Below are 26,274 nucleotides of genomic sequence, written 5' to 3' on the forward strand. Positions count from 1 at the left end.
CCCGATGCCGGGAGCCGCCCGCCGAGTCGCGCTGATCTCGTCATCGTTCGCGCCGTACGTCGGCGGAGTGGAGACGCACGTCGACCGCGTCGCGCACGCGCTGCGCGACACCGGGTGGACCGCCGAGGTCTGGACCGTGGACCGCGGCGAAGGGCTCGGCGTGGTCGAGCAGGACGGTGTTCGCGTCCGCTATCTGCCGACACCCCTCCCCGCGCGATCCGCCGGCGCGATGATGCGGTTCGCCCGGCAGGGACCGCCGGCGCGGAGAGCGTGGGCCGACGCGTATCGCGAGTTCCGTCCCGCCGTGCTGAACATCCAGTGCTTCGGACCCAACGGACTGTACGCCGAGGCGCTCGCCCGACGGGTCGGGGCACCGCTGGTGGTGACCTCGCACGGAGAGACGCTCGCCGACGATCGCGGTGTCTTCCACCGCTCGCGCCGGATGCGCGCGGGGCTCCGCCGCGCCATCGCGGCGGCCGCCGCGGTGACCGCGCCGTCGCAGTACGTGCTCGACGACCTCCGGCGCGCTTACGGGCTGGCCCCCGCCGAGGGCCGGATCGTGCGCAACGGCGTCGACCCGATCCCTCTCGGCGAGCCGATGCAGCTGCCCGCCGGGAGGTACGTGCTGGGCGTGGGGCGGCTCGGCCGCATGAAGGGGTTCGACCTGCTCATCGAGGCTTTCGCGGACGCCGGTCTCGATCCCGGCGTCGAGCTCGTCATCGGCGGGGACGGACCCGAGGCGGGCGCCCTGGAGGCCCTGGCCGCCGCCCGCGGCGTGGCGCACCGGGTGAGGCTGCTCGGACGCCTCGACCCTGCCGAGGTCGCGCAGCTGATGGCCGGCGCCCTGTCGGTGGTCGTGCCGAGCCGCGCCGAGTCGTTCGGGATCGTCGCGCTCGAGGCGTGGCGCGCCGCCACCGCCCTCGTGATGACGAATCGCGGGGGAGCGGTCGAGTTCGTGCACGACGGGAGCGACGCACTGCTGGTCGACCCCCTCGACCGCCAGGCGCTGGTGGAGGCCCTGCGCCGGGTGACGGCCGACGACGCGCTGCGAACCCGTTTGGCGGCAGCCGGGCACGCGCGCGTCGGCGAGTTCGGCTGGCCGTCGGTGGCGCGCTCCTACGCCGCGGTGTTCGACGAGCTGGTCGACGCGGACGCGAGGGCGGAGGCATGAAGTACCACGACCCCTGGCCGCGCCGGGTTCGCGGCGTCCGCCGCCTTGCGCAGGCCGCGCTCGTGCCGGAGGTCTGGCGGCACGGGCGCGTCGTGTCCGCCTACTGGTGGGACGGCCACCCCAACTTCGGGGACGATCTGACGCCGTGGCTGCTGCCCGCGTACGGGGTGGTTCCGGTGCACCGGATGCCGCAGCACGCACAGCTCGCGGGGGTGGGAAGCGTGCTGGAGTTCCTGCCGCCGGACTTCCGCGGTGCCGTGTGGGGCAGCGGCCTGATGAACGACGCGCCTCATCCGCTGCCGCAGGCGCACGTGCTCGCTGTTCGCGGCCCGCTCACGCGGGACCGGATCGAGGCGACCGGCGAGGTCGCGTTCGGAGACCCGGGGCTGCTCGTCTCACGCCGCACCCGGCGGCCGAAGGTGCGCTGGGAGGTCGGGTTCGTCCCCCACGGGCACCACCGCGCCCATGCGGGCCTCGCCGCACTCGCCGCGGCGACGCCGGGCGCGCGCATCGTCAACGTGCACCAGAGCGGCCGCCGCGCGGTCCGCGAGATCGCGGCCTGCCGGCTGATCGTGACCACGTCGCTCCACGGGCTCGTCACCGCCGACTCCTTCGGCATCCCGGCGGTCTGGATGACGCTCGAACCGCCCTTGGGCGGCGGTGACTTCAAGTTCCGCGACTACGAGGCCGCCGTCACGCCGGGGCGCTCTCGCCGCGTCACCTGGAGGGACGGGATGCCGCTCGCCGACCTGCGCCGTGCCGCCTGGTCCGCCGACCGCGACACGGTCGCCCGGCTCGGCGACGGACTGGTTCGTGCGATCGGGCGCCTCGACGACGAGATCACCGGTCTGCGCCCCTTCCCGCGCGGCGCCCTGACGTCCGGCTGAGCCGGCACCGGAGGCGTCAGCCCACGCTCGTCCACACGCGGGCATGCGCCGCCACGCACCGCTCCCAGGTGAATGCATCGGCGCGGGTCCGCCCGACGGCGACCATGCCGGCGACGGCGGCGTCGTCCGACGTGACGTCGAGCAGGCCGGAGGCGATGGCCGCGGCATCCGGAGACACCAGCAGGCCACCGTCGCCGACGACCTCGGGCAGCGAGCTGGTAGCCGCGGCCACGACCGGCACCCGAGCGGCCATCGCCTCCAGCGCCGGAAGGCCGAAGCCCTCGTACGTCGAGGGGACGACGACCGCCTGCGCACTGGCGACCACCCGTGGCATCACGTGGTCGGGCAGCCGCCCGGCGAGGACGGTCCCTTCCAGCCGTTCGAACAGCTGCCGGCGCCGCGGGTGCGGTGGCCCGCTGAGCACGAGGCTCAGCCCGGGGCGCTCGCGCCGCACGAGCGGCCACGCGGCGGCGAGGGCTGCCAGGTTCTTGCGCTCGGCGGCACCCCCCGCGTGCAGCACGAACCGCTCCGGAAGACCGAGCTCACGCAGCTCCGCCGCCGGCAGGGGGGCCGCGTCGAAGAACTTCTCGTCCACCCCGTTCGGGATGACGTGCACGCCCGTGAGGCCGAGCAGGTCCGACGCCTCCTGCGCGGTGAACTCCGAGACGCAGATGACCGCCGCGGCGCGTCGAAGCTCCCCGGGAGCCGCGGCAACCGGGGCGGACTCGTCCGGGAACCGCCAGGCGACCACGTCATGGAGCGTGACGACGTCGGCGTGGGGCGAAGGCGGCAGCTCGAGGTTCATGCGGTGGGTGACGGCATCCGTTCCGTACAGCAGCCCACCGAGCGCGCGCCGGAGCCGCGGATCGGCCCTCGTGACGCGGGCGAGCGGCAGCCGGTGCGTCCCCGCAAGCGGCGACCGCATCGAGCGCGCGATCACGCGCCTCACGGCCCACGCGCCGTCGGCGACGGAGTCGAGCGCCGCCTGGGCGCGCGCCGCCACCTGCTCCTGATAGACCTGCGCGCCCATCGGCGCATCGGTGGCGATGGTGGCGATGCTCAAGCGTCGTGGCGATGCGATGCGGTGCCTCCCCGGCGAGATCGAGGGCGCGGACGCGTGCGCATCCGTCCACGAATCTAGTTGAATGGGTGCTCGGCGGCGATCGGTCGCCTCACGACCCTTGGGGATATCGCCGAATGACGAATCTGCGAGCGGTGGTCGTCGTCGCCACCTACCGGCGGCCGGACCACGTGCGCACGTGCCTCGAGCACCTGACCGCCCAGACGGTGAAGCCCGCGCGCACGATCGTGGTGGATGCCTCTCCCGACGACCTGACCCGGCAGGTGGTGGCGGGCTTCGAGGGGGTCGAGTACCGTCGCAACGACCACGGCGCCGGAACGCTCGCCACCTCGCGCGCGATCGGGATCGAGGGAGTCGACGCCGATGTCGTCGCCTACATCGACGACGACGCGTACGCATTCCCGGAATGGCTCGAGGAGCTGCTGCGACCCTACGACGACCCCACGATCGGCGCCGTCGGCGGACGCGCCCTCAACGGGCAGCCGAACGAGGATCGCGAGGGTCTCGGCCAGATCGGCCGCCTGCTGCCGGACGGCCGGCTCACCGGGTACTTCGCGGCCGACCCCGGGCGGGTGATCGAGACCGACCACATGCTGGGCGCCAACATGTCGTACCGCCTGGAGGCCGCCCGGCGGGTCGGTGGTGTGCACGACTTCTACCCCGGCACGTGCCTTCGGGAGGACGCCGACATGCCGCTGCGGCTGAGGCGCGCCGGATGGCGCGTGGTCTTCGCACCTCGCGCGGTCGTGCGCCACGTCGCCGGCCAGTACGCCAAGGGCGTGCGATTCGACTCCCGCTACCGCTATTACGGCGCCCGCAACCACGTGGTGCTGCTCGCGACGACCCTCGGCCACCGCGACCCCGTCTTCCGCCGCTACCTCGCCACGGCGATGCGCACGGCGGGGCGCGACGTCCGCAGCGGCGCTGTCGCGGCGATCAGGCGGCCCGGGTGGCGCGCGAAGCTCACGGGCGCGGGCGGTGGGGTGCGCCGCGCGGCCATCGGGATCGGCGGAACGGCGGCGGGCCTCGTCGCCAGCGTGCGCGCGGTCCGCGCCCAGGCGCGCGCGTCGTGAAGCTCCACGCCTACGTGCTCGCCGGCGACCCGGCATGGATCGCGCAGGGCATCGGCTCGTTCTACGGGCTCGTCGACCGCATCGTCGTCTCCTACGACGCCGACGGGCTCTCGTGGTCGGGGCATCCGCTGTCGACCGAGGAGTCGCTCTCGCGCATCGCCGCGGCCGACTCGGACGGCAAGGTGGTGCTGCGCCCGGGACGCTTCAGCAACCCCGAGCTGATGGCGATGTGGGCCGAGACGGCGCAGAGACAGGACGCGCTGGATGCCGCTTCCGAAGGCGCCGACTGGGTGCTCCAGCTCGACACCGACGAGGTCGTGGCCGATCCCGTCGCCTTCCTGGCGGCGATCGATGCCGCGGAGGCGCGCGGCGCGTCGGCGGTCGAATACCCGGCACGCGTGCTCTACGCGCGTTCGTCCTCAGGACGCTTCCTCGAGACGTGCGGACGGTTCTGGTCGACGCAGTCCAGCTACCCCGGACCGGTGGCGGTGCGGGCCGGCACGACGCTGAGCCACGCCCGGCAGGCGGCGGGCGTGCCGACCTACCGCGTCGACGTGTCGGCGTGGAACACCGATCCGGCGCGGCCGTCGACCACCCGCGTGGACCACGTCATCCCGCGCGACCAGGCGCTGCTGCACCTCAGCTGGGTGCGCACCGAGGCGCAGATGGCCGAGAAGCGCGCCGTCTCGGGTCACGCGCGCGGCCGTGACTGGGATCGCGAGCTGGATCGGTGGCGCCGGCGGATGCGGCATCCGTACCTCACCGCAGCCGGTGCACCGTTCACGCGGAAGCCGTTCGAGCGGTATCGGGTGATCTCACTGCCGTCGTTCGCGCGGCTCGAGCCGTAGCCCGTCCTTTCAGCGCGCCGTCACTTCAGCTCGCCGTCACTTCAGCTCGCCGTCAGTTCAGCTCGCCGAGGGCCACCAGCCGGGCGAACTCCGTGTTCGCGTCGCGCACCTCGGTGAAGGTGCCCGTGGCCTCGATGCGGCCGTCCTTGAGGAACACCAGCGTGTCGGCGCCGCGGACCGTCGAGAGCCGGTGGGCGACGATGAGGATCGTCATGCTGCCCTGGAGACCGCGCAGAGTCTCGGCGATCTCGTACTCGGTCGCGTTGTCGAGCGCCGACGTCGCCTCGTCGAGCACCAGCACGCTGGGGCGTCGGTACAGCGCGCGGGCGAGGCCCAGACGCTGACGCTGGCCCCCCGAGAGCCGGACGCCGCGCTCGCCGACGACCGTCTCCAACCCCTCGGGAAGGCTCTCGACGAGTTCGCCCAGTTGCGACATGCGCACCACCTCGGCGATCCGCGCGTCGTCGATGCCCTCGACCGGGACGCCGAAGGCGATGTTCGCGCGCAGCGTGTCGTTCACGAGGAACACGTCCTGCGGCACGACGCCGAGCCCGGCGTACCACGCGGCGCGATCGGCGAAGATCGAGCGACCGCCGCACTCGATCGTGCCGGACGTCGGGTCCTGGAGGGCGAGCACCAGGTCGAGGAGCGTGCTCTTCCCGGCGCCGCTCGAGCCCACGAACGCCGTCGTGGCGTTCTCGCGGATGGTCAGCGACAGGTCCGTCAGCACGTCGGTGGTGGCATCCGCGTACCGGAAGGTCAGGCCGCGCAGCTCGATGTCGCCGCGATACGGGGTCTCGTCGACCGGCGTCTCGACGTGCGAGCCGCGTTCGTCGAGCTCCGCGGTGGAGCTCAGAACGATCTCCAGCCCGATCTGCCCCGTGCGGATGGTCGCGAGGTTCGCGCTGACCCGGTTCAAGGTGGGAAGCGCCCGGAGGGCTGCGGCACCGAACACGCCGAGCACCGTCAGTGCATTGCTCGGCGAGCCCGTGGCGAACAGCACGAGCGAGATGCCGCCGATCATCACGACGAAGCCGATCTCGAGCACATAGCGCGGCGCTTCTGCCAGCATCCCCATGGTGCGGCTCGCGTCCGCGCCGCGAAGGCGAGCCTGGTAGAAGCCGTCGACGAACCGCTCGGAGCTCGATGTCAGCCGCGCCTCGCGGAAGCCGTCGAGTCCCGGCATGAGGAACTGCCACGCCTCGAGCGCCGACTCGCTCGTCACCTCGCCGAGCTGTGACTGGCGCCTGCGGAACGCGCGCTGCAGGCCGACGACGAAGCCGCCGAAGATGACGACGGTGAGGATCGTCACGAGCGGAGCCGTGTAGGCCAGGACCGCGGTGATCGCGACGAGCATCATCAGATCGGTGCACATGCTGATCGTCGCCAGGAGCACCCCGGTGGCCTGCGAGGTGCTCGTGGTGATGTTGCGGTACACCTCGCTGAGGCGCCGGGTGCGGTGGTCCGCGTACGGCGCGAGCACATAGCGGCGGAACATCCCGCGCGCGAGGGTCGCTGAGACGCGCGTGGTGCGGCCGAGCAGCCACCATCGGAACATCAGCGCCGCCACGCTCTTGCCGATGAACAGGACGGCCACCGCGCCGGCGACGAGGGGGATGAGCTGCTGCGGCGTCGACATCCCCGTCGCATCCGAGATCCAGCCGAGGAAGCCGGTGTCGGTGTCGGCGCCGGCGATCAGCTGCGTGAGCGGGATCATCGCGGCGACGCCGAGGCTGTCCAGGCCCGCCAGCACGAGCGACGCGCCGACCGTGGAGGCCGCCCATCCGCCCGGGCGCGCGTCGGCGAGCAGCAGGAGAGAGCGCAGCTGCGGGATCAACCGTGGGGGACGCTCAGGGGCTGTCATGACGACCTTCCGCCTGCGCGCGCGGATCGGCAGGCTCCCGCATCTTATCTCGCACGCGGAAACGCCTGGTCAGGGCCTGAGCTTCGCCCCGAGATCCCCCGCATGTTACGAACACGTTAGGGGGTGTGCGTGGGCTACGCGAATGCGATAGCATCCACGCATCGCTCTTTGCGCGGAATGGGGTTCTGTCGACCACGCGGAGTGCGATACCTGACGCTGGGGAAGTTGGGACCTCAGTCGAATTCAGCTGACAACGTCCAGTCGGACGATCACCAGCTCTGGGAGGGACTGGGAAGATGGAAGAACTCGAACCGCAGAAGTCCGGCGTGAGCCGCCGGACTGTGACCAAGGCCATGGCGTGGGCGGTTCCCGCGATCGCCATCGCCGCTCCAGCGCCGGCCTTCGCGATCTCGGGCTCCCCGCCCAGGGTCGTCATCGGCCAGGCGTGTAAGCTGCCCGGCGCCAGCAACCAGGGCTGCGGCGACGTATACGCCAACTGCCCCGGACTGGACACCAACAAGGCGTACGCCTTCCCGATCCAGATCACGAACACCGACGACCAGACGATCTACATCACCGACGTCGACATCACGACGGCGGGCACCCTGGACTTCGACGTGCGGTGCATCTCGCCGGCGTTCTGCACGCCCATCGCCGCGGGTGCCACGATCAAGATCCTCGTCTACGCCAACTCGAACAACAGCGCCAACACCGAGGAAGACGTCACCCTGACGGTCACGTGGGGTCACTCCGTCGACACGACGGGCGGCACCTGCACGCTCACCGACCCGGATCACACTCCGGTCGTCGCCGGCCCCGTGCACGTCTCGTCGTTCCCGCCGTGCTCGTCGAAGAACCCGTTCCCGCAGGGAGCGCCGACCTGCGACCCGCCGTTCTACCCGAACCCCGTGTGAGTTGGGACTGACAGCCCCAGAGGCGCCGGGACACGTTCCCGGCGCCTCTGGCGTTCGCAGGGCGGGTCCGCTCGCCGGCCCTCGCGTAGCATGGGCGCGTGCCGGGTCGCCGCATCATCCATGTGATCACCCCCGGTGACCATTTCTCCCCGCTGACCGGCTCTGCCATCCCGACGGTGGTGCACGGCCTGGCCGGTGCCGCTGTGCGGGACGGCGAACCCCGCCCGGCGGTCGTCGTGGACCGCTCGACGTGGCAGCCGCGCTACGACAGCGCCGTGGCGATCGAGTACGCCGGGGCTCGCGGACCGGATCGCCGGGCGCGGTACGCCGACGCCGTGCGGGGGCGACTGGGGATGCCCCGCCGAGCCGTCGCGGCGTACTACCGCCCGATCGCCGAGGCGGTTCGCGCGCAGCCGCCCTCGATCGTGCTGGCCCACAACGCTCCGATCCTGGTGTGGCTGCTGCGCGACACCCCGCACCGGGTGGTGCTCTACGCGCACAACGACCTGCTCCGCACCTACTCGCGTGCCGAGGCGGGACGGATGCTGCGATCCGCGGCGGCGATCGTGTGCGTGAGCGAATCGCTCGCGGCGCGCACCCGCGCCCGTCTGCCCGAGGCGCTGCGCGGGCGGGTGCACGTCGTCGGCAACGGCGTCGACACCGCCCAGTTCGCGCCGGCAGACGCCCGTCTGCCGGGTCCGGTGCGCGTCATGTTCATGGGCCGGGTGATCCCCGACAAGGGCGCCGATGTGCTGCTGCGCGCGGTCGCCCAGCTCGACGGTGCCGAGCTCGACAGTGCCGAACTCGAGGTGCTCATCGTGGGGCGGCCCGGATTCGCTGCCGATGCCCCGCTCAGCGAGCACGAGCGGGAGCTGCGCGAGCTCGCGGTGCGGAGCGGGGCCGATGTGCGCTTCCAGACGTTCGTCGCACGGGCGGAGCTGCCGGCGCTCCTGCGCACGGCGGACGTCTTCGTCGTCCCGTCGCGCTGGCCCGACCCGTCTCCGCTCACCGTGGGCGAGGCGCTCGCGACGGGCCTGCCGATCATCGCCAGCCGCATCGGCGGCATCCCCGAGGCCCTGGGAGATGCAGGGATCCTCGTGCCGCCCGACGACCCGGCGGCGCTGGCCGACGCCCTCCGCGGGCTGATCGCCGACCCCGCGCGGCGCGCCGCGCTCGCGACGGCGGCCCGCGCCCGCGCCGAGCAGCACGACTGGTCGTGGTCGTGGCGCCGGCTCGACGCCGTGGTCGACCAGCTCTGACGGCCCGGCCCCGGCCCGACCCGGCCCCGGCGCGCGGGCGCGGGTCCGCGGCATCCGATCCGCAATCCCCACCCCTGTTCGGCAGGTCAACCGGGATTCTGCGGGAAGGTTTGCCGCGTTTCGGTCCTGTGGAAGCGCGGTTTTCCTGTGGAAGGGGATCCCGGCGGCGTCGGGCAGGGCTCGCGCGTCGGCATCCCGCATCTCGGCCCGGTTCGACAGGTCGACCGGGGCTGTGCAGGAGGGTTTGCGGCATTTCGGTCCTGTGGAAGCGCGGTTTACCTGTGGAAGGGATGCCGGTGCGGTGCGGTGCGGTGCGGTGCGAGCGAGGCCCGCGCGTCGGGATCCCCCGGTTCGACAGGTCGACCGGGGGTGTACAGGACGGTCTGAGGCCTTCCGGTCCTGTGGGAGCGCGGTTTACCTGTGGAAGGAGATGCCGGTGTCAGCGCGGGAGCATGCCGTCGAGCACCGCCCGCATCGCGGCGGCGCGGTCGTCCCAGTCCGGCGCGCCGTCACCGGCGCCCTCGGGGAAGCGGCTCGTCGCGGGAAGCAGCGACGCGACCACGTCGGGGAAGACGGATGCTGCCGCCAGCCGCACGCGCGGGTCCGTGGCATCCCGGAACCCGGCGACCGGCGTCGACACCACCGGGCGGCCGACCGCCGCGTACTCGTAGAGCTTGATCGGGTCGAGGCTGTCGGTGAACGGGGTCACCGCGTGCGGCACCAGCAGGACGTCGGCGTGCTGCAGATAGGCGACGACATCGTCGTGCGGGCGGGCTCCGAGCACCAGCACCCCGGCCGCTTCGAGTGCTCGGGTGTCGGCACCGTCCATCGCGTTCGGGCCGACCAGCACCACGCGGCCGCGGTCGCCGACGGCTCGCGCCGTGGCGACGCAGACGTCGAGGTCGAGCCGGTCGCGATGGAGGGTACCGACATAGACGGCAGCGGCGGGCGGGAGGTCGGCGGGTCTCGGCCGCGGCGTGCGGTACGCCGCCACGTCGACGGCGTTCGGGATGAGGTGGATGCCGTCGCGCAGCGGCGCCTTTCGCCGCACCAGCTCGGCCGAGCACGCGACGACCGCCGCCGCGTTGCTCAGCAGCCACTCCTCGCCGAGGCGGATGCGATCGAGTTCCGGGCCGGGGCGCTCGGCGGCCAGCCAGTCGTCGGTCAGGTCGTACAGGGTGGGCCAGCCGGTCGACCGGGCGAGGTCGGCCGCGCGGGGATCGTTGAGCCACAGCAGCGGATGCCGCATCCCGGCGTCTGCGGCGGCACGCCGCACCGCGCGCGCGAGTCGTTCGTCAGCGCGGGGATCGAGGCGTCGGGGAAGCCCTTTGACCGGCCGGAACCGCATCAGCCGACCGCCGAATCCCGCGGCAACGGGGCCGAAACCCGTCGACGGGCGACGCCTCGACGCCAGGTCGTGCAGCGGATCGGCGGGCGGTTCGACGAACAGCGCCCGCACCTGCGGGTCGGATTGCAGGATCCTCGACACCAGGTGCTGGTTGCGGCGCCACACCTTGTCCCACGCTTCGAGCGACACCACGACGAGGTCGGTCATCGTGCCCGCCGTCCCGTCGCCGCTCCCGCGGCGCGGGGGACGCCCTCGCGCCGGCCGGCCCGGCGCGAGGCGATCGCCCGGCGGTACACCGCCTCGGTGCCGGCGAGCTGCGACGAGATCGAGAACTCGGCGCGCTGCCGCTCCCGCCCGGCGGCGCCCAGCGCGGCGCGGCCCGCCTCGTCGTCGGCCAGGGCGCGCAGCGACCGGGCGGCCGCGGCCACATCGTTCGCGGCGAAGAGGGCCCGCGGATCGAGGCCCGTGAGGATCTCGGAATGGCCGCCGGCGTCGGCAGCGACCGCCGGGAGCCCGGTCGCCATCCCTTCCAGAAGCGACAGCCCGAGCCCCTCCACCGGGCAGGGCGCGAGGAGCAGGCCGGCGCGACGGTAGAGGTCGGCGACGTCGTCGCGGAACCCGAGGAGCTCGACGGAGCCGGCGATCCCGAACGTGCTGGCATCGGCTCGCAGGAGTTCCCGCTCCGGTCCGTCGCCGGCGATCTGCAGCCGCCAGCCCCGGTCGGCCAGCCCCGATACGGCGAAGGCCTCCAGGCCGGTCCTGGTGCGCTTCTCGGGCTGCAGGCGCTGCGCCATGAGCACGGTGCGTGTGCGTGCCGCCGGTGCCGGAGAGGCGGCATCCTCCACTCCCGAGTGCACCACCGTGCTGGGGAGGCCGATGGAGCGGGCGACGGCGTCGCTGATCGCGATCTCGGCGTCGATGCGGCGCTCGATCGCCGGGTAGACCCGGCGGGGGCCCCGGCTGCCGCGTCGGCGGGTGAAGTGGCGGGTCGCCACCAGCGCGGCGGGAAGGCCCAGCAGCGCCGTCGCGGCGGCGGCGTCGGCCGCGGTCATGTGGGTGGCGACGATGTCGGCATCGTGGGCGGCACGGCGGATGAGCAGGATGTCATGGATGCTGCTCCCCGACGTGGCGAAGCCGACGCCGGCGGCTCGCAGGGCAGGGGTCATGCGCGCCGGATCGCCGCCGATCACCGCCACACGGTGGCCGGCGGCGGCTTGAGCGACGGCGAGGCGCAGCACGAACCGCTCGACGCCGGCGAAGCTGCGCGTGCGCACCACGTGGAGGATCCGGAGCGCGTCGTCGGTCATGCGCGGGCTCCCGCCTCCCGCTCGGCGCGGACGGTGTCGAGCAGCTCGACGTACCGCTCCGCGATCGACCGCCACCCGTAGGGCTCCGCACTCCGTCGGGCGGCCTCGGTGAAGCTGCCGGGTTCGGCCGCGGCCAGCTCCTCGAGGCGCTGCGCGAGCTCGAGCGGGTCGCGGTCGACCAGCCAGCCGTTGCGGCCGTCCTCGACGACCTCGGGCGCGATCCCGACGCGCGTCGCGACCACCGGGAGCCCGCTGGCGAGCGCCTCGAGGAAGACCAGGCCGCTCGACTCGTACGAGCTCGGCAGCACGAACATGTCGGCCGCGGCGAAGTACGCCGAGAGGTCGGACTGCTGACCGAGGAGGAGCACGCGGTCGGCGACGCCCACGCGCTCCGCCTCACGCTGGGCTCGGGCGACCATCGAGCGGGTGCCGCCGACCACGAGCAGCAGCACGGTGGTGGCCTGCACGAGCGCCTCCATCGCCAGGTAGAGGCCCTTGCGCTCGAACTCGTGTCCGACGAACAGTGCGACGCGGTGCTCGGCGTCGAGTCCGAGCCGCTCGCGGGCTGCCCGCCTGGCGGCGGATGCCGGCGGCCGGAAGCGCTCCAGATCCACGCCGTTGGGGATCACGACCACGGGCGGTCGCACGCGGCCGAACGTGCGCGTGAGCGCGGCGACCTCCTCCTCCGTCAGGCACACCACCCGGCGGTGCACGTCGGAGCGCAGTCGCGCGCGATCGCGAACGAAGCTGAACAGGTGGGTCGGGTCGCGGAGGAATCCGCCGATCCCCGACCCGTGCGCGTGCATCGCAGCGAGGAGCACGCCGTGGTTGACGTACACGTCTCCGGCGACGACCTTGCCGTGGCAGATCGAGACGGCGTCGGGGCGCGCCGCGAGGAAGGCGCGGGCCCGCCGCGTGCCGACCGTGCTGAACCACACCGTGCGCCACGACTGCAGCGCTCGCGCGCTCCACCGGCCGCGGGCGCGGAACGGGTCGGGTCTGCCGGCGCGGGCGGTGGTGAAGGTGAAGCTCTCCACCTGATGGCCCAGCGCCCGGAACTCGCGGCCGAGATCGTAGGCCACCCCGGGAACGCCCGAACCCGGCCCGATGAACGGGGCGAGCTGCACGATCCGGGCCACGCTTCACTGTATCGGCGGGCCCACGGCGGGGCGATGCCATCCGGGCCGCCGCCGCGTAGTGTGGGCGATGTTCGGCTTCGAGGGGGCAGCGTGACGGACACCGTCGTTCAGGGGCACATCTTCCCCGACGAGAGTCAGGCGCGCATCGGATTCCGCTCGGCCGATCTCGAGTGGCACGGCGCGCGCTCGGTGCTGTGGTTCCGCGACCTCGACGGGCGAGCGCTGGACGCTCGGCTCGCCGATGCGTTCGTGCTGGGCTCTCTCCTGCTCTGGATGGCGCGAGCGGCACCGGTGCACGTGCACGGGGCCGTCAGCCGGACGCTGCTGCGCAACCTCGACGAATGGCAGGCGGCGCTGCACTCGTGGCTGCCCGACGACTACACGCCGATCGCCGTCACCGCCGATGAGGTGGTGGATGTCGAACCCCACCCGTCCAGGCGCGCGATCGCGGCCTATTCCGGCGGACTCGACTCGGCATGCACCGCAATCCGCCATACGAGCGCGTCGGCTGGCTGGCGCACCGAGGCGCTGGACTCCCTCCTTCTCGTGCACGGTTTCGACATCCCGCTCGACCGCACCGCCGAGTTCGCCGGCGCGCGGGAGCGCGCCCAGCGGGCCGCCGACGCGCTGGGCCTGCAGTTGCGCGGCGTCGCGACGAACTTCCGCGACCTCGATCAGGAGTGGGAGCAGTCGCACGGACTGGCCCTGGCGGCCGCGCTGCAGGTCTACGCCCCGGACTTCGGCGCCGGCCTCATCGCCAGCAGCGTGCCCTACTTCCGCATCCGGCTGCCGTGGGGGTCCAACCCCCTCTCCGATCGCCTCCTGTCGTCGGGGGTGATGCGCATCTGCCATGACGGGGCGGAGCTCACCCGCACCGACAAGGCGCGGATCGTCGCCACCGAGCCGGAGGTGCTCGCATTGCTGAGGGTGTGCTGGCAGGGTGACGAGCTGTCGAAGAACTGCGGGCGATGCGAGAAGTGCGTGCGCACCTTCTGGGCGCTCCATATCGCCGGGGTGAGGAATCCGGCGTGTTTCGACGAGCCGGTCACGGTCCCGCCGGCGCGCGTGCGGATGTCGGCGCACACCACGACCTATTGGCAGGAGATGATGCGGCTCGCGCGGCTCGCGGACGACGACGAGGCGATCCGGTACATCTCCGCACTGCTCAGGTATCAGCGCGTCAGGGGAACGGCTCGCCGCATCGCACCCTTGCGCGCCGTCGCCGTGCGGGCCCGCCGGTACCCCGGGCTCGGGCGGCAGCTGTTCAGCTGACCGAGGTCCTGTCGAGCTGAGTCTCGACCTGGGCGGGGCTGCGCCAGAAGATGGCAGCGCGTCGCCGCGCGACGGTGCGGCGGTCGTCACGCAGGAGCACCGACCGCGCCGCGGCGCCGAGGAACACGGCGGCGCGGACCGACTGCCACCCCACGGTGCCGAAGTGCTTGCGGTAGTACCGCTCCTGCGACGCGAAGAAATGGGCCTCCCGGCGGCGGGAATCCGTGCTGGTCCCGCCACCCGCGTGCAGCGCGTTCACGCTCGGAATCTCGCGGTGACGCCAGCCGAGGAGGTGCGCCCGATAGGCCCAGTCGGTCTCCTCGGCGTACAGGAAGAACCGCTCGTCGAACTCTCCGACCTGGTCCAGTGCTTCCGCACGCAGCAGCAGAACCGAGCCGATGACGTACCTCGCCCCCCACTGCAGGCGCCCGAGGCCGACCGCTTCGAGCCACGCTTTGCGCGGGCTCGGGAACGGCCACTCGACGCGCGCGCGGTGGCCACGGCCGTCGGACTGCGCGGGACCCACCGAGGCGAGCGCCGGGTCTGCCCGAAGGGCCTCATGCAGCGCAGCGCACGCGTCCGCCGAGATGACCGCATCGGGGTTGAGCAGGAGCACGTCGGCGCCTGGCACCAGCCGGTCGCGCAGAGCGACGTTCACGCCGGCGGCGAAGCCGCCGTTGCGGCCGGGGTCCAGGTAGCGCACGCCGAGCTCATCGCACAGCGCGGCGATCTCGGGCAGCGACGAGTTGTCGACGACGGTGACGGGGAGCGCGCGCACCGGCTCCAGCGCTCGCCGGAGGAGGTCCGGCGACCCGTAGGCCACGACGACCACCTCGAGCGCGCGGTGCGCCCCGGCGGAGGCGGGCTCCTCTGCTCGCCCGGTCGCGCTCTCGTAGAGCTCGGCGTAGTCGCGGGCGACGGCATCCCATGAGCACTCGGCCGCTCTCGTGAAGCCGGCCTGCCGCAGCTCCGTCGCGCGAGAGGTCGCCGCCTCGACCAGCGCCGCCGCGAGCGCCGCCGCGTCGCCCGCCGGAACGACGAGCCCCGCCCCGCCCACGACGTCGGGGAGCGCGCCGGCGTCGCTCGAGACGACGGGAATGCCCGAGGCCATCGCCTCCACCGCAACCCGGCCGAACTGCTCGGTCCATCCCGGTCGCGGGATCGACGGCACCGCCAGCACGTCGAGCGTCCGGTAGAACGCCGGCACGTCGTCGGGGTCGACGGGGCCCAGCAGCTCGACGCGGTCGGCGAGCCCGCGGGCGGCGATCGTGGCCTCGAGGTGCTCCCGCGAGGGGCCGGACCCCGCGATCCGCACCCGCAGGCGCGGTTCGAGCGCTGCCGCCTCGAGAAGGGTGCCCACGCCCTTCTCGGGCACGAGCCGACCGAGGAACCCGGCCACGACGTCATCCGAGGTCTCGGTCTTCGCCGGGCGCGAGGCGTACCGTTCCAGGTCGACGCCGAGCGGGATGACCCGGGCGCGACCGGGGAATCCCTTGCTCTGCGCGATGCGCGCGGCTGCGGGGTTGCAGGCCGAGACGCCGCTCGCACGTCGGAGCGCGTGCCGTTCGAGCCAGCGGAAGGGCGGCGGATACCGCTTGAGCAGGTTCTGCGCCGTGTAGAGCACGAACGGCGCGCGATTGCGTCGCAGCCACCGGAGGAGCAGCACCTCGGCCGTGGCGAGCGAGAACGGCTCTTCGTGCACGTCGATCACGTCATACCTCTGGCCCAGCGCGCGCCAGAGCGGGCGCGGGTCATAGAGGAAGAGGGCGGGATGCCGCCCCCAGGTGCCCACCGGAATCGCCTGCTCGCCGGCGATCGGGGTCAGCGCGGTCTCGGCGCCCCCGGCGTGCCAGCGGCGCGCGCTCAGCAGTTCGACGTCCATCCCCCGGGCGCGCAGGCTCCGTTCCCTGCCGCGCCACTCCTCGACGGCGGCGCTGTGCGAGACTCGCATGACGCGCACGGAAGGCCTCCTAGTATGCTTGCCCAGGCAACCCTATGGCCGTACCGGCCCGCTCAGGGATAGGGAGGTGCGCGATTGGCCGATGACTTCGTCGTGCTGACGATCTGCGCCGGAAACCTCCACCGCTCGGCCCTCGCCGAGGCCCTTCTGCGGGTCTGGGCGGACTGGTACCTGCCTCCCGGGCTGCAAGGCCGCGTGCGCACCGAGAGCGCCGGGGTGATCGCTCCGGTAGGCGAGCCCATGGGCGAGCAGGTGCAGCGGATCGCCGCGGCGCTGGGTGCCGACGGCTCATCGCATGCCGCGAGGCGCCTGTCGGACGAGCACGTGCGCGAGGCCGACCTCGTGCTGACGGCGTCGCGGCGCCTGCGCGAGACCGTGCTGCAGCGCGAGCCGTCGGCCGTGCGGCGGACGTTCACGATCCGGGAGGCGGGGCGGATCGCCGAGACACTGGCGCCGGCGCGCGCCACGACCGTCCACGACCTGCGCGACGCCGTGGGGCGCCTCGCCGACCGCCGGTCCATCGGAGACGACGACATCACCGACCCCGAGGGCCGCGGCGATGAGGCGTATGCCGCTCTCATCGCGCAGGAGGTGCCCCCGCTCGTGCGGCTGGCGGCCATGCTCTACGGGATGCCGAAAGGCGACGTCGACCGCTACCTCGCGGTCGTCTCGACCGGCGAGGGGCTCCCCTTCGGCGCCGCCGACCTGTCCGCCGGCGCGTCGCACGGCGCGACCTCGCGCGCGGGCGGCGGCCGCGGCTGAGGGATGGGCGCCGACGACCTCCGCGCCGGCGGCCTGCCCGTGCCTCCGGCCGGCGATGATCCGGGGGGCGCCATCGCGGGGCCACGCGTGCTGCACCTCGACCACACGGCGGTTGCCGGGGGCGCGGAGCTCGCGCTCGCGCGTATGCTGTCCGCCGGCCCCTCGTGGCATCCCTTCCTGCTGACCCCGCCGACGACCGGGCCCGCGTTCGACCGCCTGGACGGAGCCGTCGAACGGGGGGTCAGCGGCATCCCGCAACCCGCCGGAGTGTCATCCGGGCGGCGAGGGGCGACGATCGCCGCGGCCGCGAGCCTCCTCGTGCAGGCTGCGGCGACGCGCGTGCACCGGGAGTACCGCCGGGCGGACCTGGTCGACGCCAACAGCGCCCGTGCCGCCGCCTACGGGGCGCTCGCCGCCCGTGCCTCGCGGACGCCGTTCGTCGTGCACCTGCGCGACACCGTGGACGCGGCGGCCCTCGGGGAGGTCGGCTCGGCCATCATGCGCCGGCTGGTGCTCCCGCGCGCCGACGGCGTGGTGGGCAACTCGCGCCTGACGCTCCAGACGGCGCTGCCGTTCCTCCGACCGGGCGCGGCGACCGTCGTCATCCCGAGCGCCTCCGGACTGCGCGCGGGGCCGCCCGTCCCCGGCCCGCGCGAACCCGGTCCGCTCCGCGTCGGCATGCTGGCCCGAATCGACCCCTGGAAAGGCCAGGCCCTTCTGATCGAGGCCTTCGCGGCGGCCTTCCCCGGCGACACGGTGCTCGAGATCGCCGGCGCAGCGCCCTTCGGCCACGAGGATCACCGGGAGGAGCTGCGGACCCAGGCGGAGCGCCTCGGGGTCGCCGACCGCGTCGCGTTCCTCGGCCACGTGGACGACGTCGACGCCCTCCTCGCGCGGTGGGACGTCGCCGTGCAGTACTCCACCCGCCCCGAGCCGCTCGGCCAGAACGTGCTGCAGTACCTGGCCGCCGGCCGGGCTGTCGTGGTGGCAGACGAAGGGGGGCCGGTGGAGTGGGTGGACGACGGGGTCAACGGCCTGCGCGCGGCACCCCGTGACGTGCCGGCGCTCACCGCGGCGCTGCGCCGGATCGGTGGCGATCCCGTCCTCCGGGCCCGTCTCGCCTCCGCGGCCGCAGCGACGCCGGGCCTTCTCAGCGATGCCGAGGTGGTCGATGCGCACGCGCTGTTCTATGCGGAGGTGCTGCACCGGCGCGACGGGATGCGGCGCGGCGGCCTCTCGCCCGCCGCGCACCGATAGCATCAGCGTGTGATCGCCGCCCTCACCGTCACCCTGCCTCTGGTCCTCGCCGGCGTGCTGATCGCCAGTGCGGTGGCGAAGCTGCGAACCCCCGACGACCTGGTCGGGTGGGGCGAGCTGGGAGTGCCGAAGATGCTGCGCCGGCAGTGGCTGCTCCGCCTGCACCCCTGGGGCGAGATCGCCCTCGGTGCGGCGCTGATCGTGCTCGGCGGCTGGCTCGGACTGGCGGCGGCGCTCGTCGCGGTGGTGCTGATGGCCGGCTACCTGTGGCTCGTGGTCAAAGCCCGGCGTGCCTCCGACGACGCCTCGTGCGCGTGCTTCGGCAGCAAGCGCCGCATCACCCGCGTCACCGTCATCCGCAACGTGTGGCTCGTCGTGCTCGCCGTCGCTTCGGCCGCGGTCATCTGGACGGCGCCCCTCCTCGGCGGAGCGCTCGCCGTCGCCCTCACGGGCTGGTCGGGCACCGTGCTGGGCGCCGCGGCAGCCGCCCTCACGGCGGTGCTCGTGCTGTGGCCGGACGAGCCCCAGGCCGCTGCTGCCGCCGCCGCACCGCCGGCCTCCGATACCTCGCTCGTCGAGGTGCCGGTCGACGGCGACGGAGAAGGCGCGCTCGACTACATCCGCACCCGCACGCCGGCCGTGCCGCTCTCCCTCGCCGACGGCACGTCGGTCAACCTGCGCGCCCTCACGCGGTCGCGCCCCCTCCTCATGCTGGCGGTCTCCCCCACCTGCGGCTCGTGCACCATGGTGATCGAGAAGGCGCCCGCATTCCGCGAGCTCCTGCCCGAGGTCGACGTGCGCCTGCTGTTCACGCACGCGCACGACAGCGGCCGGCTGAGCGAGCTCACCGAGCCGCAGTCGCTGCACGACGCCGACCACCTGGTGAGCAGCTCGATCGAGGACTGGCGGGTTCCCACCGCTGTGCTCTTCGGCATCGACGGGCTGCTCGCGGGCGGCCCCGTCACCGGGGTCCGCGAGATCGACGAGTTCGTCGGTGACGTCTACGAGAGCCTCCACGGCGAGCGCCCCGCCTGAGCGGTCCTCCCAGGCAACGCCTCGGTATCGGATGGCCCGTCCGGCCGGCGCGGGTCTGTGACGACGCGGCGGCGCGTGACACTCTTACCGTGAGGGATGCCTGCATCCGCGGCATCCGTGCCAGTGAAAGGTCCTCGCACATGAAGCTCAACACCCGTCTCGCCGCGGGCATCGGCTCGCTCTTCGTCGTGGCCGGCCTGCTCGCGGCGTGCGCGACCCCCGCGGGCTCCGGCGGCACTCCGAGCCCCGCCGCCACCGCGACCGATGACGCCGGCGGCGGCAGCGACGAGCACGAGGTCGGCGCCGCCTGGCTCGACGGCGGCCGCATGATCGGCATCGTCACGCAGGGGAGCTCCACGTGCATCCCCGTCGCCGACGAGGCCACCTATGAGGACGACGTGATGAAGGTCACCCTGGTCGCGGCCGAGGACGACGAGGCCTGCACCGCCGATCTCGTGCCCCGGGTCACGCTCGTGGGCACGCCCGAGGGTGTCGACCCCTCGCAGGGGGTCGAGATCGAGGTGACAGGTGACGGCTGGCACGGCGACACCGACCTCGAGGGCGTCCCGTCGCTGAAGGCCGGGGGCGAGACCGACTACCTGCCGAGCGCGGGCTGGACCGACGTCGACGGGCAGTTCGTCATCCTGTCGTGGGGTTCGTCCTCGTGCCCTCCCGTGATCGAGAACACCGAGGTGACCAGCAGCACCGAGGTCACCGTGACCTTCGAGACGCCGCCTGCGGATCAGGTGTGCACGATGGACATGGCGCCCCGCGGCCTCGTCGCCGCGGTCAACGGTCTCGAAGACGAGGACGCCGGGATCTTCGCGATCCTCACCGGCGGCGAGTTCGACGACATCCGCATCCCCATCACGCCGAACTGACGCCGGAGATCCCGCGGTCGGCGGGAGGTGGCGCCTGTGGTCGCAACGCGCGTCTGGTGGCGGCCGCGGGTGCCACTTCGGCGGGCGCGGGGTGGGTGGAGGTGGCGCCTGTGGTCGCAACGCGCGTCTGGTGGCGGCCGCGGGTGCCACTTCGGCGATTCCCTTCAGTCGGCGCGCACGAGCAGATCGCCGATCTCGCAGTCGAGCGCCCGGCAGATCGCCGACAGCGTCGAGTAACGGATGGCTCGGGCGCGGTCGTTCTTGAGGATCGAGAGGTTCACGACCGACACCCCGACGAGTTCCGAGAGCCGCGTGAGGGTCATGCCGCGCTGCTCGAGCAGTTCGTCGAGCCGGCAGTGGACCCCGCTCGGCCCGTCGTCATCCGCGGGCGTCACACCAGCGCCTCCGTGTCCTTCTGCATGCGGATGCCGATCTGAAACGCCGCTGCGACCAGGAGAAGCCCGAACGCCCACCCGATGGGCGCGAGATCGAGCTGGAGCGAGAGGAAGACGAAGACATCATGAGGGGGCGTCGTCGTCGTGTCACCGGTTAGCTGCTCCTCTCCGAGGAAGGCGATGACCGACGATCTCGCCATCGCCGCCGCGAACTGGGATCCCAGTCCCGCGACCACGATCGCGACGGCTGCGACGGCGAAGCCGACCGGAAATGCGCGGGCGAAGGGGCGCTCGCGCACGAGGGTGAACGACAGCCACGCGACCACCACGCTGATGCAGATCGCCCCGACCATCGGCAGAGCTTCCTCGAGGTAGAGCAGCCACAGTGATGACGACGGCAGATCCGACACCGTCATCCAGACCGACCCGTAGCCGCTCTCGACGAGGTGCGGGACATCCGCCAGAAGCTCCGGCGCCGTGATCCCGGCGAACGGGAACCCGTCGATCCGGACCGGATCACCGCTGAACAGGTAGCCCGCCGTGCCCACGAGTCCCCATAACGACGTCAGCACGGTCATCATCGCCACCGCGCCGAGGATCGAGATCGCCCACGACTCCGGCCGGCTCAGCATGCCCGCCGCCCGGCGCCGGCCCCGCACGAGGATGGTCGCGGTGGCCACCGCCACCACCAGCAGCGGCACACCGACGGTGACGAGATTCGCGGTCAGCGGATCCATTCGCACGCCTCCATATCGATAAACGTTGTTATCGAAAAACGATAAGGGAACCGGATGCTGCGGCGCAAGGCATCCGTCGCTCGTCAAGACCTGCACGGGCGCGCTATGCCCACGGCGAACACGGCCATCCGGCCACGGGCCTCTGGCTACCCTCGTTTGTAAGGCGCAGTGGGCTCACCGCCCGAGACGCCCCGGAGGAGTGAACGAGATGTTCGAGAGATTCACCGACCGTGCCCGTCGTGTGGTCGTCCTCGCCCAGGAAGAGGCGAAGATGCTCAACCACAACTACATCGGCACCGAGCACATCCTGCTCGGTCTCATCCACGAGGGTGAGGGCGTCGCCGCCAAGGCCCTCGAGAGCCTCGGCATCTCGCTCGACGCCGTGCGCGAGCAGGTGCAGGACATCATCGGCCAGGGACAGCAGCAGCCGACCGGCCACATCCCCTTCACTCCGCGCGCCAAGAAGGTGCTCGAGCTCAGCCTCCGTGAGGCGCTGCAGCTGGGCCACAACTACATCGGCACCGAGCACATCCTGCTCGGTCTCATCCGCGAGGGCGAGGGCGTCGCCGCCCAGGTGCTCGTGAAGCTCGGCGCCGACCTCAACAAGGTGCGCCAGCAGGTCATCCAGCTGCTGTCGGGCTACCAGGGCAAGGAGCCCGCCGGCGTCGCCAGCGGCGCGGGGGAGCAGACCCAGGGCACGACCCAGGGCGGCTCGCAGGTGCTCGACCAGTTCGGCCGCAACCTCACGCAGGCCGCGCGCGACAACAAGCTCGACCCGGTCATCGGGCGCGAGAAGGAGATCGAGCGCGTGATGCAGATCCTGTCGCGCCGTTCGAAGAACAACCCTGTCCTCATCGGCGAGCCCGGAGTCGGAAAGACCGCGGTCGTCGAGGGCCTCGCGCAGGCGATCGTCAAGGGCGACGTGCCCGAGACGCTCAAGGACAAGCAGCTCTACTCGCTCGACCTCGGGTCGCTCATCGCCGGTTCCCGCTACCGCGGTGACTTCGAGGAGCGCCTCAAGAAGGTCACGAAGGAGATCCGCACCCGCGGCGACATCATCGTCTTCATCGACGAGATCCACACCCTCGTGGGCGCCGGTGCCGCCGAGGGCGCGATCGACGCCGCGTCGATCCTGAAGCCGCTCCTCGCCCGTGGCGAGCTCCAGACCATCGGTGCCACGACGCTCGACGAGTACCGCAAGCACTTCGAGAAGGATGCTGCGCTCGAGCGCCGCTTCCAGCCCATCCAGGTCGCCGAGCCGAGCCTGCCCCACGCGATCAACATCCTGAAGGGCCTGCGCGACCGCTACGAGGCGCACCACAAGGTGCAGATCACCGACGGCGCCATCGTCGCGGCGGCGAACCTCGCCGACCGCTACATCTCGGACCGCTTCCTGCCCGACAAGGCCATCGACCTGATCGACGAGGCCGGCGCCCGCCTGCGCCTGTCGATCCTGTCGAGCCCGCCCGAGCTGCGCGAGTTCGACGAGAAGATCGCCAAGGTCCGCGAAGACAAGGAGCGCGCCAGCGAGGACCAGGACTTCGAGAAGGCCGCTTCGCTGCGCGACGAGGAGAAGTCCCTCCTCGCCGAGCGCCTGCGCCTCGAGAAGCAGTGGCGCTCGGGCGACGTCGCCAGCCACGCCGTGGTCGACGAGGGCCTGATCGCCGAGGTGCTCGCCCAGGCCACCGGCATCCCGGTGTTCAAGCTCACCGAGGAGGAGTCGAGCCGTCTCGTCTTCATGGAGAAGGCGCTGCACCAGCGCGTCATCGGCCAGGAGGAGGCCATCGCCGCCCTCTCGAAGACGATCCGCCGCCAGCGCGCGGGCCTCAAGGACCCGAAGCGCCCGTCGGGCTCGTTCATCTTCGCCGGCCCCACCGGCGTCGGAAAGACCGAGCTCGCCAAGGCGCTCGCGGAGTTCCTCTTCGACGACGAGCACGCGCTCATCGCGCTCGACATGTCGGAGTTCGGCGAGAAGCACACGGTCTCGCGTCTGTTCGGCGCCCCTCCCGGGTTCGTCGGATTCGAGGAGGGCGGCCAGCTCACCGAGAAGGTGCGTCGCAAGCCGTTCTCGGTCGTGCTCTTCGACGAGATCGAGAAGGCGCACCCCGACATCTTCAACTCGCTCCTGCAGATCCTCGAAGAGGGTCGCCTGACCGACGGTCAGGGCCGCGTGATCGACTTCAAGAACACCGTGATCATCATGACGACGAACCTCGGTTCGTCGGCGATCGCGGGCGGCCCCGTGGGCTTCCAGGTCGAGGGCAACAGCGGCACGACGTACGAGCGCATGAAGGGCAAGGTCAATGAGGAGCTGAAGCGCAACTTCAAGCCCGAGTTCCTCAACCGCGTCGACGACATCATCGTCTTCCCGCAGCTGGACAAGGACGAGCTGCGCCAGATCGTGGGCCTGTTCACCAAGCGGCTCGGCGAGCGTCTGCTCGACCGCGACATGACGATCGAGCTGACGGACGCCGCGAAGGACAAGCTGATCGAGATCGGCTTCGACCCCGCGCTCGGCGCCCGCCCCCTGCGTCGCGCGATGCAGCGCGAGGTCGAGGACCGCCTGTCGGAGAAGATCCTGCACGGCGAGCTCGACTCCGGCGACCATGTGAAGGTCGATGCGCAGAACGGCGAGTTCGTCTTCGAGCACGGCCCGCGCGGCGACAAGGTCGCAGTCGGCGTCGTCCACAACGGCGAGATCACCGCGACCCCGGATCTGGCCGCGAACGCCTGATCGGTCGCGAGCCCCGTCGAAGCGCGAACGGAGACCGGATGCTGCGGCATCCGGTCTTCGTCGTCTCTGGCTCTACGCTGGACGGGTGGCAGAGTTCCTGGTCCGGCCGGCGCGTACGCGCGATGTCCCTCGCATCCAGGCGCTCCTTGAGCCGTTCGTGCAGCGGCGCATCCTGCTCGGCAAGGATCTGGTGGTGCTGTACGAGGCCACCCAGCAGTTCCTCGTCGCGGAGGACGCGGACGGCGAACTCATCGGCTGCGGTGCGCTGCACGTGATGTGGGAGGACCTCGGCGAGGTCCGCACGCTCATCGTCGCCGACGGATGGCTGCATCACGGCGTCGGCCGAGCGCTCGTCGAGGGGCTCGAGGCGAACGCCCGTACGCTCGGCCTGTCGCGCCTGTTCTGCCTGACCTTCGAGGTCGACTTCTTCACCCGCCGCGGGTTCGAGCCCATCGGCGAGCAGGTCGTCGATCCCGACGTGTATTCCCAGCTCATCCGCTCGCCCGACGAGGGCGTCGCCGAGTTCCTCGATCTGGCGCACGTGAAGCCGAACACGCTCGGCAACACGCGCATGCTCAAGCGCCTCTGACGCGTCACGAAGCGCCACGTACGACTCCGGCGGGGCGCGCCGATGGGAGAAGCCCGGCCGACCCGGCTTAACCTGAAAGCATGACCGGCACCACTCCGCGACGACGTCACTCTCCTGCGGTGTACCGTCGCCGGCGGCTGGCGATGGTGATCGGGCTGCTCGTGGTCGCCGGGGTGGTGTGGCTGCTCATCGCGCAGCCGTGGGCTCGTGCGGTCACCGCGGACTCGTCCGGCGTCGATTCCTCCGCGCAGAGGGGGCCTGATTCCCTTCCGGTGCCGTCGTCGCAGGCGACGGTCGGCGGGGTCCACACCGGTGCCGTCGAGGGTGCGGTGGTCGAAGGGGCGAGCCCCGAGGCGACACCCACGGCGCTGCCCTGCGTCGCGAGCGAGGTCACCGTCGAAGCGGTCTCGAGCGCCGACACATACGCGGGCGACCAGAACCCGCAGTTCTCCATCACGCTCACCAACCACGGCTCCGACTGCACTCTCAACGTCGGCACCAGCGCGCAGTCGTACACGGTCACGAGCGGCGACGACATCTGGTGGCGATCGACCGACTGCCAGAGCGAGCCCAGCGACATGACCGTGCTCATCGCCGCGGGCCAGACCGTGTCGAGTGCGTCCCCGCTCGAGTGGGACCGCACGCGCTCGGCGGTCGGCACCTGCGCGGACGACACGCGCCCCCGCGCCCCCGGCGGCGGCGCCTCGTACCATCTGTCGGTGGAGATCGGCGGCATCCCGTCGACCGAGCCGAAGCAGTTCCTGCTGTACTAGGACAACCCCAGCGATCCCGCGGAAATCAGCCCGCGGTCCGCGAGGAGTCCGCACGATTGCCGGGACCGCGACCAGCAAGCGTCACAAAGTCTCCGAATACACGCAGGCACTTCCCGAAGTGCCTGCGTGCATCGCTTTCGACTGGGAACCTGACTCGCATGATTACCCCCTCGCAAGCGGCGCGGAGACCTACGCCCGAGGTCCGCGGCATCATGCATCCTCCAAGAACACGGAACATACTCCATTTCGTATCCCGTAGTGATACGAAATGGAGTATGGGGACGACCATTGAGCGCACCGCCGTCGCACTCGACGTCGACCCCGAGCTGCTCGAGCACCGCACCCACCTGCCGGAGACGATCTCTTGCGTCTGCGGCTATCGTCGCGGCGAGGCCGGGGCCAACTGACCGCCCCCATACACTGGCCGAGTGACGCGGCCCCCGGGAATCGTGCCGAAGCAGCACGCGGCCGCCATCCTGCGCGCAAGGAAGGCGATGGAGGCCGCAGACGAGGCTTACCGCGCCGCGATCCGTGCAGCCAACGCGGATGGCGCCTCAGTGCGAGAACTTGCGAAGCTCACCGGTCTCGCGCCGCGCACCGTGCACGGAATCCTTCGAGAGCGCTCGGACGAGCAATGACAGACCCCGGCGTCGCCTGCCGACCATGGCCGGTGAGTTCGCCCCAGTCTGACCGACCTCGGTGCAGCGCCGTGTACCGAGCCCTGTCGCGGAGTGGCGCACTCCTGGCACCGGATGCGTCGCATCGCCCCGCGCACTGCCTCTACCGTTGAATGGCACACCCGCTGTCGTGCGGCACGTCGAACCTCCCCCATGACTTCGACGCAGGCTTCCCCAGGGCCCCGCCGCGCACCCGGGTGCCGTGGGTCGTCCCCGAGCCGGGGGGCCGGGGACGACCCGCACATCCCTCGAACATCGGCGGATGCGACGACGAAGCGGGGCGGCCCCACACCGCCCCGCTCGTCTCGCCG

The 26,274-nt window shown here is 72.1% G+C and carries 24 protein-coding genes; 16 read left to right on the plus strand and 8 right to left on the minus strand.

Features of this window, described 5'->3' with window-relative positions; all coding sequences use genetic code 11:
- The first annotated feature begins 4 nt into the window (after nucleotides 1-4).
- Both ACN9MP_RS01910 and ACN9MP_RS01915 read left to right on the plus strand, forming a co-directional pair.
- Nucleotides 5-1,171, plus strand: coding sequence for a glycosyltransferase family 4 protein (locus ACN9MP_RS01910; protein ID WP_426323435.1), 1,167 nt, complete (start codon nucleotides 5-7; stop codon nucleotides 1,169-1,171).
- Nucleotides 1,168-2,058, plus strand: a complete 891-nt coding sequence (locus ACN9MP_RS01915; protein WP_426323437.1) for a polysaccharide pyruvyl transferase family protein — start codon at nucleotides 1,168-1,170, stop codon at nucleotides 2,056-2,058. Before ACN9MP_RS01910 ends, ACN9MP_RS01915 begins: the two co-directional genes overlap by 4 nt.
- A 16-nt stretch (nucleotides 2,059-2,074) precedes the next feature.
- Here ACN9MP_RS01915 and ACN9MP_RS01920 read toward each other — a convergent pair whose 3' ends face one another.
- Nucleotides 2,075-3,121, minus strand: a complete 1,047-nt coding sequence (locus ACN9MP_RS01920) for a glycosyltransferase (protein ID WP_426323439.1) — start codon at nucleotides 3,119-3,121, stop codon at nucleotides 2,075-2,077.
- Between the two features lie 134 nt (nucleotides 3,122-3,255).
- On the opposite strand from ACN9MP_RS01920, the gene ACN9MP_RS01925 reads away from it, so the two are divergent.
- Together ACN9MP_RS01925 and ACN9MP_RS01930 are read left to right on the plus strand one after the other, a co-directional pair.
- Nucleotides 3,256-4,212: a glycosyltransferase family 2 protein gene (locus tag ACN9MP_RS01925; RefSeq protein ID WP_426323441.1), complete on the plus strand. Its 957-nt coding sequence runs from the start codon at nucleotides 3,256-3,258 to the stop codon at nucleotides 4,210-4,212.
- A complete protein-coding gene (locus tag ACN9MP_RS01930; protein ID WP_426323443.1) occupies nucleotides 4,209-5,060 on the plus strand; it encodes a hypothetical protein in 852 nt (283 codons plus the stop codon). The genes ACN9MP_RS01925 and ACN9MP_RS01930 overlap by 4 nt, the downstream gene beginning before the upstream one ends.
- Before the next feature lie 52 nt (nucleotides 5,061-5,112).
- On the opposite strand, the gene ACN9MP_RS01935 is transcribed toward ACN9MP_RS01930, so the two are convergent.
- Nucleotides 5,113-6,924 (minus strand): ABC transporter ATP-binding protein, encoded by a 1,812-nt coding sequence (locus ACN9MP_RS01935; protein ID WP_426323445.1) that lies wholly within the window; start codon nucleotides 6,922-6,924, stop codon nucleotides 5,113-5,115.
- A 296-nt stretch (nucleotides 6,925-7,220) separates the two neighbouring features.
- Here ACN9MP_RS01935 and ACN9MP_RS01940 point away from each other — a divergent pair, with 296 nt between their 5' ends.
- Nucleotides 7,221-7,838, plus strand: a complete 618-nt coding sequence (locus tag ACN9MP_RS01940) for a hypothetical protein (protein ID WP_426323447.1) — start codon at nucleotides 7,221-7,223, stop codon at nucleotides 7,836-7,838.
- Nucleotides 7,839-7,936: 98 nt separating this feature from the next.
- The gene (locus ACN9MP_RS01945; protein WP_426323449.1) at nucleotides 7,937-9,097 is read left to right on the plus strand and encodes a glycosyltransferase family 4 protein; all 1,161 of its coding nucleotides are present in this window, start codon (nucleotides 7,937-7,939) and stop codon (nucleotides 9,095-9,097) included.
- Nucleotides 9,098-9,536: 439 nt separating this feature from the next.
- Here the strand turns inward: ACN9MP_RS01945 and ACN9MP_RS01950 are convergent, their stop codons facing one another.
- From ACN9MP_RS01950 to ACN9MP_RS01960, 3 genes are read right to left on the minus strand one after another with little or no spacing between them, the layout of a single operon-like run.
- Complete coding sequence (locus ACN9MP_RS01950; protein WP_426323451.1) at nucleotides 9,537-10,652, minus strand: glycosyltransferase; 1,116 nt, start codon at nucleotides 10,650-10,652, stop codon at nucleotides 9,537-9,539.
- Entirely contained in the window at nucleotides 10,649-11,752 is a 1,104-nt protein-coding gene (locus tag ACN9MP_RS01955) for a glycosyltransferase (protein WP_426323453.1), read from the minus strand. The genes ACN9MP_RS01950 and ACN9MP_RS01955 overlap by 4 nt, the downstream gene beginning before the upstream one ends.
- The gene (locus ACN9MP_RS01960; protein WP_426323455.1) at nucleotides 11,749-12,891 is read right to left on the minus strand and encodes a glycosyltransferase family 4 protein; all 1,143 of its coding nucleotides are present in this window, start codon (nucleotides 12,889-12,891) and stop codon (nucleotides 11,749-11,751) included. The genes ACN9MP_RS01955 and ACN9MP_RS01960 overlap by 4 nt, the downstream gene beginning before the upstream one ends.
- Before the next feature lie 90 nt (nucleotides 12,892-12,981).
- On the opposite strand from ACN9MP_RS01960, the gene ACN9MP_RS01965 reads away from it, so the two are divergent.
- Nucleotides 12,982-14,163 (plus strand): hypothetical protein, encoded by a 1,182-nt coding sequence (locus ACN9MP_RS01965; protein WP_426323457.1) that lies wholly within the window; start codon nucleotides 12,982-12,984, stop codon nucleotides 14,161-14,163.
- Here the strand turns inward: ACN9MP_RS01965 and ACN9MP_RS01970 are convergent.
- Nucleotides 14,156-16,114, minus strand: a complete 1,959-nt coding sequence (locus ACN9MP_RS01970) for a glycosyltransferase (protein ID WP_426326159.1) — start codon at nucleotides 16,112-16,114, stop codon at nucleotides 14,156-14,158. The genes ACN9MP_RS01965 and ACN9MP_RS01970 overlap by 8 nt on opposite strands.
- Before the next feature lie 84 nt (nucleotides 16,115-16,198).
- On the opposite strand from ACN9MP_RS01970, the gene ACN9MP_RS01975 reads away from it, so the two are divergent.
- The 4 genes from ACN9MP_RS01975 to ACN9MP_RS01990 all read left to right on the plus strand — a co-directional run bounded on the left by ACN9MP_RS01975 (nucleotide 16,199) and on the right by ACN9MP_RS01990 (nucleotide 20,058).
- Nucleotides 16,199-16,885: a hypothetical protein gene (locus tag ACN9MP_RS01975; protein ID WP_426323459.1), complete on the plus strand. Its 687-nt coding sequence runs from the start codon at nucleotides 16,199-16,201 to the stop codon at nucleotides 16,883-16,885.
- 3 nt (nucleotides 16,886-16,888) lie between these two features.
- Nucleotides 16,889-18,142: a glycosyltransferase family 4 protein gene (locus ACN9MP_RS01980; protein ID WP_426323461.1), complete on the plus strand. Its 1,254-nt coding sequence runs from the start codon at nucleotides 16,889-16,891 to the stop codon at nucleotides 18,140-18,142.
- Nucleotides 18,143-18,151: 9 nt separating this feature from the next.
- Nucleotides 18,152-19,177 (plus strand): MauE/DoxX family redox-associated membrane protein, encoded by a 1,026-nt coding sequence (locus ACN9MP_RS01985; RefSeq protein ID WP_426323463.1) that lies wholly within the window; start codon nucleotides 18,152-18,154, stop codon nucleotides 19,175-19,177.
- Nucleotides 19,178-19,317: 140 nt separating this feature from the next.
- Nucleotides 19,318-20,058, plus strand: coding sequence for a hypothetical protein (locus tag ACN9MP_RS01990; RefSeq protein ID WP_426323465.1), 741 nt, complete (start codon nucleotides 19,318-19,320; stop codon nucleotides 20,056-20,058).
- Between the two features lie 164 nt (nucleotides 20,059-20,222).
- On the opposite strand, the gene ACN9MP_RS01995 is transcribed toward ACN9MP_RS01990, so the two are convergent.
- Together ACN9MP_RS01995 and ACN9MP_RS02000 are read right to left on the minus strand one after the other, a co-directional pair.
- On the minus strand, nucleotides 20,223-20,453 hold the full coding sequence (locus ACN9MP_RS01995) for a helix-turn-helix domain-containing protein (protein ID WP_426323467.1): 231 nt from the start codon (nucleotides 20,451-20,453) through the stop codon (nucleotides 20,223-20,225).
- Nucleotides 20,450-21,190: a hypothetical protein gene (locus ACN9MP_RS02000; RefSeq protein ID WP_426323469.1), complete on the minus strand. Its 741-nt coding sequence runs from the start codon at nucleotides 21,188-21,190 to the stop codon at nucleotides 20,450-20,452. Before ACN9MP_RS02000 ends, ACN9MP_RS01995 begins: the two co-directional genes overlap by 4 nt.
- 208 nt (nucleotides 21,191-21,398) lie before the next feature.
- On the opposite strand from ACN9MP_RS02000, the gene ACN9MP_RS02005 reads away from it, so the two are divergent.
- The 5 genes from ACN9MP_RS02005 (at nucleotide 21,399) to ACN9MP_RS02025 (ending at nucleotide 25,924) form a co-directional block, all read left to right on the plus strand.
- Nucleotides 21,399-23,924 (plus strand): ATP-dependent Clp protease ATP-binding subunit, encoded by a 2,526-nt coding sequence (locus tag ACN9MP_RS02005; protein WP_426323471.1) that lies wholly within the window; start codon nucleotides 21,399-21,401, stop codon nucleotides 23,922-23,924.
- A gap of 85 nt (nucleotides 23,925-24,009) precedes the next feature.
- Nucleotides 24,010-24,513 carry an amino-acid N-acetyltransferase gene (locus tag ACN9MP_RS02010; RefSeq protein ID WP_426323473.1) on the plus strand — a complete coding sequence of 168 codons (504 nt, stop codon included), beginning with the start codon at nucleotides 24,010-24,012 and terminating at the stop codon, nucleotides 24,511-24,513.
- 80 nt (nucleotides 24,514-24,593) lie between these two features.
- A complete protein-coding gene (locus ACN9MP_RS02015) occupies nucleotides 24,594-25,286 on the plus strand; it encodes a hypothetical protein (protein WP_426323475.1) in 693 nt (230 codons plus the stop codon).
- A 275-nt stretch (nucleotides 25,287-25,561) separates the two neighbouring features.
- Nucleotides 25,562-25,693, plus strand: a complete 132-nt coding sequence (locus ACN9MP_RS02020) for a hypothetical protein (protein ID WP_426323477.1) — start codon at nucleotides 25,562-25,564, stop codon at nucleotides 25,691-25,693.
- Nucleotides 25,694-25,714: 21 nt separating this feature from the next.
- Nucleotides 25,715-25,924 carry a hypothetical protein gene (locus ACN9MP_RS02025; RefSeq protein ID WP_426323479.1) on the plus strand — a complete coding sequence of 70 codons (210 nt, stop codon included), beginning with the start codon at nucleotides 25,715-25,717 and terminating at the stop codon, nucleotides 25,922-25,924.
- Nucleotides 25,925-26,274 lie beyond the last annotated feature (350 nt).

The organism is Microbacterium sp. E-13, assembly GCF_049912955.1.
GTDB lineage: Bacteria > Actinomycetota > Actinomycetes > Actinomycetales > Microbacteriaceae > Microbacterium.

What these genes read in the sequence shown, in the direction of transcription:
- ACN9MP_RS01910 (WP_426323435.1), top strand. Translation starts at nt 5, where the DNA reads ATGCCGGGAGCCGCCCGCCGAGTCGCGCTGATCTCGTCATCGTTCGCG.
- ACN9MP_RS01915 (WP_426323437.1), top strand. Translation starts at nt 1,168, where the DNA reads ATGAAGTACCACGACCCCTGGCCGCGCCGGGTTCGCGGCGTCCGCCGC.
- ACN9MP_RS01925 (WP_426323441.1), top strand. Translation starts at nt 3,256, where the DNA reads ATGACGAATCTGCGAGCGGTGGTCGTCGTCGCCACCTACCGGCGGCCG.
- ACN9MP_RS01935 (WP_426323445.1), bottom strand. Translation starts at nt 6,924, where the DNA reads ATGACAGCCCCTGAGCGTCCCCCACGGTTGATCCCGCAGCTGCGCTCT.
- ACN9MP_RS01940 (WP_426323447.1), top strand. Translation starts at nt 7,221, where the DNA reads ATGGAAGAACTCGAACCGCAGAAGTCCGGCGTGAGCCGCCGGACTGTG.
- ACN9MP_RS01950 (WP_426323451.1), bottom strand. Translation starts at nt 10,652, where the DNA reads ATGACCGACCTCGTCGTGGTGTCGCTCGAAGCGTGGGACAAGGTGTGG.
- ACN9MP_RS01955 (WP_426323453.1), bottom strand. Translation starts at nt 11,752, where the DNA reads ATGACCGACGACGCGCTCCGGATCCTCCACGTGGTGCGCACGCGCAGC.
- ACN9MP_RS01970 (WP_426326159.1), bottom strand. Translation starts at nt 16,114, where the DNA reads ATGCGAGTCTCGCACAGCGCCGCCGTCGAGGAGTGGCGCGGCAGGGAA.
- ACN9MP_RS01980 (WP_426323461.1), top strand. Translation starts at nt 16,889, where the DNA reads ATGGGCGCCGACGACCTCCGCGCCGGCGGCCTGCCCGTGCCTCCGGCC.
- ACN9MP_RS01990 (WP_426323465.1), top strand. Translation starts at nt 19,318, where the DNA reads ATGAAGCTCAACACCCGTCTCGCCGCGGGCATCGGCTCGCTCTTCGTC.
- ACN9MP_RS02000 (WP_426323469.1), bottom strand. Translation starts at nt 21,190, where the DNA reads ATGGATCCGCTGACCGCGAATCTCGTCACCGTCGGTGTGCCGCTGCTG.
- ACN9MP_RS02005 (WP_426323471.1), top strand. Translation starts at nt 21,399, where the DNA reads ATGTTCGAGAGATTCACCGACCGTGCCCGTCGTGTGGTCGTCCTCGCC.
- ACN9MP_RS02015 (WP_426323475.1), top strand. Translation starts at nt 24,594, where the DNA reads ATGACCGGCACCACTCCGCGACGACGTCACTCTCCTGCGGTGTACCGT.
- ACN9MP_RS02020 (WP_426323477.1), top strand. Translation starts at nt 25,562, where the DNA reads ATGGGGACGACCATTGAGCGCACCGCCGTCGCACTCGACGTCGACCCC.